The 9,835-nt window shown below is 46.5% G+C and carries 10 protein-coding genes and 1 other RNA gene (1 of these 11 running past the window's edge); all 11 read left to right on the forward strand.

Going from position 1 to position 9,835, the window contains the following annotated elements; translation table 11 throughout:
* Nucleotides 1-5 precede the first annotated feature (5 nt).
* On the forward strand, nucleotides 6-374 hold the full coding sequence (locus ACYCS5_RS15460; protein ID WP_013308218.1) for a response regulator: 369 nt from the start codon (nucleotides 6-8) through the stop codon (nucleotides 372-374).
* A 248-nt stretch (nucleotides 375-622) separates the two neighbouring features.
* A complete protein-coding gene (fba, locus tag ACYCS5_RS15465) occupies nucleotides 623-1,477 on the forward strand; it encodes a class II fructose-1,6-bisphosphate aldolase (protein ID WP_013308219.1) in 855 nt (284 codons plus the stop codon).
* Nucleotides 1,478-1,702: 225 nt separating this feature from the next.
* Entirely contained in the window at nucleotides 1,703-2,956 is a 1,254-nt protein-coding gene (locus tag ACYCS5_RS15470; protein ID WP_029514892.1) for a UDP-N-acetylglucosamine 1-carboxyvinyltransferase, read from the forward strand.
* Between the two features lie 259 nt (nucleotides 2,957-3,215).
* Nucleotides 3,216-4,553, forward strand: coding sequence for a transcription termination factor Rho (rho, locus tag ACYCS5_RS15475; RefSeq protein ID WP_029514891.1), 1,338 nt, complete (start codon nucleotides 3,216-3,218; stop codon nucleotides 4,551-4,553).
* A gap of 96 nt (nucleotides 4,554-4,649) precedes the next feature.
* Nucleotides 4,650-5,921: a radical SAM protein gene (locus ACYCS5_RS15480; protein ID WP_029514889.1), complete on the forward strand. Its 1,272-nt coding sequence runs from the start codon at nucleotides 4,650-4,652 to the stop codon at nucleotides 5,919-5,921.
* Between the two features lie 157 nt (nucleotides 5,922-6,078).
* Nucleotides 6,079-6,276, forward strand: a complete 198-nt coding sequence (rpmE, locus tag ACYCS5_RS15485; RefSeq protein WP_013308223.1) for a 50S ribosomal protein L31 — start codon at nucleotides 6,079-6,081, stop codon at nucleotides 6,274-6,276.
* Between the two features lie 110 nt (nucleotides 6,277-6,386).
* An RNA gene (gene ffs / locus ACYCS5_RS15490) (signal recognition particle sRNA large type) lies at nucleotides 6,387-6,653 on the forward strand.
* Between the two features lie 159 nt (nucleotides 6,654-6,812).
* Nucleotides 6,813-8,564 carry a DNA polymerase III subunit gamma/tau gene (dnaX, locus tag ACYCS5_RS15495; protein ID WP_459759739.1) on the forward strand — a complete coding sequence of 584 codons (1,752 nt, stop codon included), beginning with the start codon at nucleotides 6,813-6,815 and terminating at the stop codon, nucleotides 8,562-8,564.
* A 43-nt stretch (nucleotides 8,565-8,607) separates the two neighbouring features.
* Complete coding sequence (locus tag ACYCS5_RS15500; protein WP_013308226.1) at nucleotides 8,608-8,919, forward strand: YbaB/EbfC family nucleoid-associated protein; 312 nt, start codon at nucleotides 8,608-8,610, stop codon at nucleotides 8,917-8,919.
* 27 nt (nucleotides 8,920-8,946) lie between these two features.
* Nucleotides 8,947-9,546, forward strand: a complete 600-nt coding sequence (recR, locus tag ACYCS5_RS15505; RefSeq protein ID WP_013308227.1) for a recombination mediator RecR — start codon at nucleotides 8,947-8,949, stop codon at nucleotides 9,544-9,546.
* 213 nt (nucleotides 9,547-9,759) lie between these two features.
* Nucleotides 9,760-9,835: the beginning of a DUF2508 family protein gene (locus ACYCS5_RS15510; protein ID WP_029514885.1), read on the forward strand. Its footprint extends 236 nt past the window's final position; the window shows 76 of its 312 coding nt (coding positions 1-76); its start codon is at nucleotides 9,760-9,762; its stop codon lies beyond the right edge, outside the window.

The raw sequence follows: 9,835 nt of genomic DNA on the forward strand, positions 1-9,835 counted from the left end.
AAACATTGGAAAAGAAGAAAGTATTAATCGTCGATGACCAGAATGGAATACGGATTTTACTGATGGAAGTGTTCGGAAGTGAGGGTTATGAGACCTTTCAGGCGGCGAACGGGAAAATTGCACTTGAAATTGTTGAGAAGGAACCACCTGATCTGGTTCTGCTCGATATGAAAATTCCAGGTATGGACGGACTCGAAATTCTGAAACATCTAAAAACCATGAATCCCGATATCAAGGTTATTATGATGACAGCATATGGAGAACTGGACATGATTAAAGAGGCGACGGAGCTAGGTGCGCTAATGCATTTTACCAAGCCCTTTGATATTGACGAAATGCGGATTGCTGTGAACAAACAACTCAGAGGTGACTAGGTGAGTCACGGTGGTTGAGAACTCTGTTAACACAACAGGGTTTTTTGTTTGTGATTATGGGAAATACTGAAAGTAAATCCTCTCCTTATACAATTCTATCGAAAAACGGCGTCCTGAGCGTGATTTTTGTATGTGTTGATATGCAAAAGCTTGTTTAGTATTTAACATGGGTTGTGGTATAATAAGCCCGTATGTGATGTCGGCTAAAAATATAGACAAACCCAAACACCTTTAGGAGGACTGTAACCATGCCATTGGTATCTATGAAAGACATGTTGAACAAAGCACTCGAAGGAAAATACGCAGTAGGTCAATACAACATTAATAACCTGGAGTGGACTCAAGCTATTTTGGGCGCTGCTGAAGAAGAAAAATCCCCAGTAATCTTGGGTGTTTCTGAAGGCGCAGCACGTCACATGGGCGGATTCTACACTGTAGTTAAAATGGTAGAAGGTCTTATTCATGACATGAAAATCACCGTTCCGGTTGCGATCCATTTGGACCACGGTTCCAGCTTTGAAAAATGTAAAGAAGCTATCGACGCTGGTTTCACATCCGTTATGATTGACGATTCCCACAGCCCGATCGACACAAACATTGCTACAACGAAAAAAGTGGTTGAATATGCTCATTCCAAAGGCGTTTCTGTTGAAGCTGAAGTTGGAATGGTTGGCGGTCAAGAGGATGATGTTGTCGGCGACGTAATGTACGCTAAGTTGGACGACTGTCTGCGTATCGTTAACGAAACAGGTATCGATACACTGGCACCTGCACTGGGTTCCGTACACGGACCATACAAAGGCGAGCCAAACCTCGGATTTAAAGAAATGGAAGAGATCTGCAATGCAATCAAACTTCCACTCGTTCTGCACGGTGGTACTGGTATCCCAACACATGACATTAAAAAAGCAATCTCCTTGGGAACTTCCAAAATCAATGTAAACACTGAGAACCAAATCGTATTTGCGAAAGTGGTTCGCGAAGTGCTTGCTGAGAAACCGGATGCTTATGACCCACGTACATTCATCGCTCCAGGTCGTGAAGCGATTAAACAAACCGTTATCGGTAAAATTCGTGAGTTCGGTTCCAACAACAAAGCGTAATAATGAATCAAACTGGTCGTGCATCTGCACAGGCTAGATGTATTTCTTAGTTGTAGCTGTAGTTCTGCTGCACAAAATACTTAAATCTGTACAGTTGAATAGTTTGGTATGGAAAGCACACCGCTTAGCCGGTGTCTTTCCATTTTCACCACTAAAAAAGTTAAAAGTTTTATTTGAGATTATTGTTTGACCGACTGCAAAACACGTAGGGGGACCCTCAAGCTTATGGAAAAATTGATGATCACCGGTGGACGGCCGCTTCAGGGTACAGTTTCCATCAGCGGTGCCAAAAACAGTGCCATCGCCTTGATTCCCGCAGCCATTCTGGCAGAGTCGGAAGTCATTTTGGACAATTTGCCACTGTTGAGTGATGTGGCGGTGTATTCCGAAATACTGGAGGAACTTGGTGCAACGGTTGCCTGGGAAGGTAGCCAGATGAAAATAGATCCATCCTCTATTAAATCCATTCCTATGCCGAATGGGCCTGTTAAGAAATTACGAGCCTCTTATTATATGATGGGAGCCATGCTGGGCAGATTCAAGGAAGCGATCATCGGTTTGCCAGGAGGGTGCAATTTCGAACCCCGGCCCATTGATCAGCATATCAAAGGTTTTGAAGCGCTGGGTGCCACGGTTACGAACGAGCACGGCGCTATTCATTTGCACGCCAAAGAACTGCGCGGAACCAAGATTTACTTGGATGTTAGCAGCGTAGGCGCTACCATTAATATTATGCTGGCGGCAGCACGTGCCAAAGGCGCCACAATTATCGAAAATGCGGCTAAAGAGCCTGAGATTATAGATGTAGCAACCCTTTTAAACTCTATGGGGGCCATTATTAAAGGCGCCGGTACGGAGACGATTCGAATTGAAGGTGTGTCGGAGCTACATGGCTGCCGTCATTCCATCATACCTGACCGTATACAAGCGGGCACATACATGATTGCTGCTGCGGCAACCCGTGGAAATGTATTGATTGACAACGTAATCCCCAAACATATGGAGGCTCTCACTGCAAAAATGCAGGAAATGGGCATCGGTATCGAGGAATATGATGAAAGTATTCGCGTACTGGGTGCACCTTCTTATGAACATGTCGACGTTAAAGCCTTGATATACCCCGGATTCGCCACAGATTTACAATCTCCCATGACCAGCTTGCTTACCCAAGCGCAGGGTGTCAGTGTATTGAGCGATTTTGTGTACAGCAGTCGTTTTAAGCACGTCCCTGAGCTGGTGCGTATGGGGGCTAAAATTCGCGTAGAGGGTCGGTCTGCCATTATAGAGGGTGGTCGATTGAATGCAGCTAAAGTAAAAGCGGCAGATCTGCGCGCCGGAGCGGCCCTTGTCATTGCTGGACTTACAGTAAGCGAAGGCGTAACCGAGGTGACGGGTGTCGAGTACATTGACCGTGGTTATGATCACCTTGTCTCTAACCTGCGTCTTTTGGGCGCGGATGTATGGCGGCAGACTGAATAATTAAGCCGTGCAATTTTTTCGAACTCCCGGAACGAAAGCGATAGAACGGGCAACACCTGTGCAGCCGCTGCTTGATAAAAGATTGTGGTTCATACCTAACAATCAATTATCGGAAAACCGGAATAATTCGGTATAATCCAGGCAGATGGCTGCATAACTTTATTTGTTTTGGTTAAAATTATGTTAATGGTGTTTATGATATCATTGTCTATCATTTAGATGTATGAATGGACTTAATAATTGAATAGGTGGTTATTATATGGATCTGCAAATTTCCGATCTGGAAGAAATGAAGCTGACCGACCTGTACAAGCTGGCCAAGCAATACCAGATCCCGTACTACGGAACGCTCAAGAAGAAAGAACTAATTTTCGCTATCCTGCGTGCACAAGCTGAGAAGAGCGGATTGATGTTTATGCAAGGGGTTCTGGAAATCCTTCCTGAAGGTTACGGCTTTCTGAGGCCGATCAATTATCTCCCGAGTACCGAAGATATTTACATCTCTGCTTCGCAAATCCGCAAGTTTGACTTGAGAACAGGCGATCTTGTTTCCGGTAAGTGCCGAACGCCAAAAGAGAATGAACGATATTTTGGATTGCTTCAAGTTAACGCCGTCAATGGAAGAAGTCCTGAGCAAGCTGCTGAGCGGCTACACTTTCCTGCACTGACTCCACTGTATCCGCAAACCAAATTAGTCCTTGAAACTTCCCCCAACCATTTGTCTACGAGAATTATGGATGTACTGGCCCCTGTCGGACTTGGACAGCGCGGACTCATTGTAGCACCTCCCAAAGCTGGGAAGACGCTTCTCCTCAAAGAAATTGCCAATAGCATTTCTACCAACAATCCCGAGATCGAGCTTTTTGTCTTGTTGATTGATGAACGCCCTGAAGAAGTGACCGACATGCAGCGTTCTGTTAAAGGTGAAGTTGTGGCCTCTACATTTGACGAACTTCCTGAAAATCACATCAAAGTGGCAGAACTCGTGTTGGAGCGTGCGCTACGTCTCGTAGAACATAAAAAGGATGTTGTCATCCTGTTGGATAGCATCACGCGTTTGGCTCGTGCGTACAATCTCGTTATTCCTCCTTCTGGTCGTACTTTGAGTGGGGGTATTGATCCGGCGGCATTTCACCGTCCAAAACGCTTTTTTGGTGCGGCTCGGAATGTGGAGGAAGGCGGTAGCTTGACGATTCTTGCTACAGCGCTGATTGATACAGGATCACGCATGGACGATATCATTTATGAAGAGTTTAAAGGTACAGGCAACATGGAGTTGCATTTGGACCGCAAGCTGGCAGAACGTCGTATCTTCCCTGCGATTGATATTCGTCGTTCCGGCACACGCCGTGAGGAAGTGTTGTTGAACAAGGAAGAATTGGATACGATCTGGGCCATTCGTAAAAATATGACGGAAAGCCATGATTTTGTGGAAGGCTTCCTCAAAAAGCTGCGTAATAGCAAGACTAATGCTGAATTTCTGGCTTCGTTTGATTTGGCGGCACCTTCTTCTGGTGGCTCGCAAAGCAGTTCTGGTGGGCAACAACGGAGAACTACGCGTTCTACCACAGCCTCAGTCCCGGCCTCAACCAACTAAAACCCATTCATGTATTTTATCTGTTCCGTAAGTACACAGTCGTTATCATTCATTTTGTTAATGGCGTAGGCTTAACGGAGCGAAAGGAGCTCCAAAATGTATTTGGTGTATGCCGACGAAAAAGGCAATGTATATGATCATGCTTCTTTGTATGGGCTTGCACGTAGTGCAGACATGATTGTTGAAATCATGGAGGATGAGCTTATTCCGTTACCGGAAGGAGCTACATTGGTAAGCCTGCCCAGCACTCGCCCGGTCGGTATGAACCCTGAAACAGGGGAAATGGTTTCTCTTCCCGGAGATATGCAAGCAGTAGGGGCTTTATTGCCGCAAGGTTTTACACGCTTGTGCCTGCCGGGATATGTGAAGACCGATAAGGAGTACAAGCTTCCCTTGTTCGGTTATTCGGCCGTAGTCTGGAAAGACGGAGCATTTTATGTAACGGCTGAGCAGAGTGACAGTCCGTCCAAGTGGAATCCGGAAAACTGTGACCGCCATCAAGTTAAATTGGGTGTTCAGCGGATGACGGAGCAATATCCCGAAAATCGGCTGTACCAACATTTGTCTAACTGTGCGCTTGGCTACGAATGTCTTACTTCCTCGAACACATTCCTGAATCGCTGGGAGGGGGGAGTTCCGGTATCTTATTCTTGTAATGCGGGTTGCTTTGGGTGTATATCTGAACAGCCAGATGACAGTGGCTTCGTATCTCCGCAGACAAGAATGAACTTCCGTCCTCGCGTCGAAGAAATTGTAGAAGTTATGCTGGAACATTTGAAGACACCGGAATCCATCATTAGTTTTGGTCAAGGTTGCGAAGGTGAGCCTTCCACACAAGCCAAACTGATTATTGATTCGATCAAAGAGGTGCGTTCCATTACCGATATGGGATACATCAATATCAATACGAATGCGGGATTGAGCGATCATATCCGGGGAATCGTGGATGCGGGTCTTGATCTGATGCGCGTTAGTACCATTAGTGCACTGGACGATCATTACAATGCGTATTACAAGCCGCGCGGTTACACGTTGGCTAATGTGGAAAAATCACTTCGTTATGCTTCTGAGCAGGGTGTATATACGTCGATTAATTATTTGATTTTTCCGGGTGTAACTGACCGAGAAGAAGAAATTGAGGCAATGATTGAATTTGCCAAACGAACTAAGCTCAGGCTGATTCAAATGCGTAATTTGAACATCGATCCTGAAAGCTATCTGGAATTGATTCCACCTGCACAAGGTGAGATCCTTGGCATGAAGCAAATGCTTGAGATTTATCGTGAGGAACTGCCGGATGTAGTCATCGGTTCATACACTCATGTACCGCCGCAAGGGCAGGCACGTCCTAAATTTGCCAAGGCCTAAAACGGTCACACAGCAATTGAAATACACCTGTTTTGCGCTGTTTCTGAATGCAGAAAAGAGTTGTTGAAACGCTCATATTCAAGTGCTATAATGTGAACATGTGTTCATACAACTCTGGACTGATAGGACGTTCAGGGCGGAAAGAGGTGAAAGTTCAATGCAACAAGCTATTCAACCAACATTTAACGTAACTACTGTCACTTGTGCTTGCGGAAATTCGTTTGAAACTGGTTCTGTGAAAGGATCTCTGCGTGTGGAGATTTGCTCCGCCTGCCACCCGTTCTTCACAGGCAAGCAGAAATTTATTGATGCTGGTGGACGCGTGGATCGTTTCAAAAAGAAATACGGTATCTAATGGATTACCGCAAGTTATAAAGTTATTAGAGCCTTCTGCGACTGCAGAGGGCTCTTTTTGTAATAATGTGTATTTGCTTTTTATGCGGCCTTAAGATATACTTATTTTCACCGTGCTAGATGGGGAGGTAGCGGTGCCCTGTAACTCGCAATCCGCTATAGCGAGGTTGAATTCCTGTTAGAGGTGTTGTTGATGTGAGGCTGGTCCCTGCGCACAATGTTGACGGCTGGGTCCTCCGCAATGAGTACTTGTGAACCTGGTCAGGTCCGGAAGGAAGCAGCCATAAGCAGGCCCACTCTTGTGCCGGAGGGTTGCCTAGCCCGAGTTGCTGTTCAGGATTGCCGCTCGGATCACAACGATCAATAACAGGTGCACGGTATATATTGGTAATTAGAACATCTTGGCAATCATTGCGAAGATGTTTTTTTTGTGTTTTATAAATTGGAAGGTGTCTGGTTTAGATTCGGACGGGAGTATAGTATAATGAAGTGACCATGAATGGTCATGAAAGTGAATGGGAAAGAGGGTAACGCGCATTGGAACATATAGCGTTGTACCGTGCTTGGCGGCCGCAGGCTTTCAAGGACATGGTAGGACAACAGCATATTATCCAGACATTGCAGAATGCCATCCGCGAAAATCGCACGTCCCATGCCTACCTGTTCAGCGGTCCACGAGGAACAGGTAAGACGAGTGCGGCCAAAATTTTGGCCAAGGCAATCAACTGTGAGCATGGACCTGCGCCGGAACCTTGCAACGAATGCGAAGCCTGTAAACGGATCACGGCCGGAGCGGTCATGGATGTACAGGAGATTGATGCAGCCTCCAACCGGGGCGTTGAAGAGATTCGTGATTTGCGCGATAAAGTCAAATATGCGCCCACAGAAGTGCGGCACAAGGTTTATATCATTGATGAAGTGCACATGCTGACGACGGAAGCGTTCAATGCGCTGCTCAAGACGCTGGAAGAGCCGCCGCCACACGTGATGTTCATATTGGCTACGACTGAACCACATCGGATTCCGGCTACCATTATTTCGCGTTGCCAGCGGTTTGACTTCCGCCGTGTATCGCTGGAAGAACAGACAGAGCGGCTTGACCTGATATGTCAACAGGAGAACATACAGGCTGATTCGGATGCACTGCAGTACATTGCCCGTCTTTCAGATGGCGGGATGCGAGATGCGGTTAGCGTTTTGGACCAGATATCCTCGTTTACAGATGGTCGGGTTACTTATCAGCAGGTGCTGGACATGACGGGAGGTATTGCGTCCGAGCAATTCGGTAAGCTTGCCTTAGCATTGCTGAAAGAAGATGTGGGCACGGTGCTCCAAATGATCGAGAGCTTTATGCAGGAAGGTAAAAGTGCAGATAAGTGCATGGAGAATCTTCTGTACTATTTCCGAGATCTGCTAATGATCAAGATGGTGCCTCAGGCGACCAAAATGACGGAGCGAGTGCTGGATCCAGAGCGATTTAAAGAAGTGGCAGATGCTTTTACCAAGGAACAACTCTTTGAAATGATTGACACCCTTAATCGTTACCAGAGCGAGATGAAATATGCCGTACAGCCCCAAACCTTGTTTGAGGTAGCTCTATTGAAGCTATGTAGTATTCCGGGGGAAGCAGGTGCTGTTGCTCAGCCGACCGCACAACGCTCTGGCGCTGCAGCTGATCAGGAAGATGTCGTAATATTGAAGCGCCAGCTTGCTGAACTGGAAAAGAAACTGGAACGTGCGCTGCAAGGTGGATTGGCCGTTGGAGGGGGGCAGGAGGCATCGTCGGGTGGCCGTCAGGCTTCCGGGGGTCGTGCCCCTGCTCCGCGGATTTCAGCACCAGCCAAACTCCCTTCCCAGTTGGATCGCTATATCGCTGAGAAGTCGAGCGAAGCATTCGCGGCAGCGGGGCGTAAGTGGAGTCAGATTTTGCAAGGGGTAAAAGAGGCGAAAGTTACGGTTCATGCCTGGTTTATGGACGGTGAGCCAGTTTCTGTGTTAGAGGACAGTGTACTGGTCGCATTTAAGAACAATATTCATCGTGAAACTACCGAAAAGCCTGCCAATAAGCAGGTCATCGAGAAGGTATTGCATGAGCAGTTGGGTCATCCTTATCGTTTAGTAACGATGATGCAAAAGGATTGGAATGCTGCGATTGAAGGAGTTTCCGACCAGCCTGCCGAAGAATTGCAACTAGAGCCGGAGCATGATGCGCCGGGAAAGTCCAAGGAGCCCTGGATTGATGAAGCTATTCAACTTTTCGGGGAAGACCTAGTAGTCATTAAAGATTGAATCAAGTTTCTAGATGTATACTTCATTAAAGGAGATGATTGAAATGAACAATATGAACCAAATGATGAAGCAAGTGAAAAAAATGCAGGAACAAATGCTGAAAGCCCAAGAGGAACTTGGCGGAAAAGTAATCGAAGGAACTTCTGGCGGCGGTGTTGTGACGGTGGAGGTAAATGGACATAAAAAGGTGTTGTCCATCACGATCAAACCGGAAGCTGTAGATCCTGATGATGTAGAAATGTTGCAAGATCTTGTGCTGACTGCAGTCAATGATGCTTTGTCCAAAGCAGATGAACTGGCTAATGATGATATGGGTAAATTTACAGGCGGCATGAAAATTCCGGGCTTGTTCTAGTCTGCTGCATAAAGGAGAAACACGCTATTGTATTATCCGGAGCCGATTGCAAAGCTAATTGACGCTTTTACGCGCCTGCCGGGAGTAGGGCCAAAGACGGCTGCCCGGTTGGCTTTTCACGTACTGAAAATGAAGGAAGATGATGTGATTGACTTTGCCAAAGCGCTGGTCAATGTGAAACGTAACCTTCACTTCTGTTCAGTCTGCGGCAACATTACGGACACAGACCCATGTCGGATCTGTCAGGATAAGACAAGGGATACTTCCGTCATTTGTGTTGTTCAGGATTCCAAGGATTTGGTGGCTATGGAGCGTACCAAAGAGTTTAATGGTTTTTACCATGTGCTTCACGGGGCGATATCTCCTATGGAGGGAATTGGTCCTGAGGATATCAAACTCAAGGAATTGCTGAATAGACTCAGTGATGAACGCGTCAAGGAGCTGATTTTAGCTACGAACCCGAACATTGAAGGAGAGGCCACGGCCATGTACATTTCTCGGTTAGTGCGTCCTTTTGAAATCAAGGTTACTCGTATTGCTCACGGATTGCCAGTGGGTGGAGATTTGGAGTATGCCGACGAGGTTACCTTGTCCAAAGCGTTGGAAGGCCGTAGAGAGCTCAATTAATAGGTGTATTTATACGTTATAAATAGGGAGTCTGAAATGTCCTTTGGCATTCTCGACTCACTTGGGGGAGCCGCTACGGCTCCTTTTTTATTTTGGCGATAGATGGCAGTATAGATCCGTTCCTAGTTCTAAGTTTGTCCTTTGTTCAATAAGTATGAATAAGGTAGTCTTGCAGACTGTGCACATAATTCAGCTTGTAAGGAGGATGAACGGATGTGGGAACGGATGAAACAAAATTTCCGTCGTCAGGAGAATGGCAAATCAGAAGCGGAGTATCGGCAGGAACTGT

The sequence above is a fragment of the Paenibacillus sp. SEL3 genome (genome assembly GCF_054602585.1).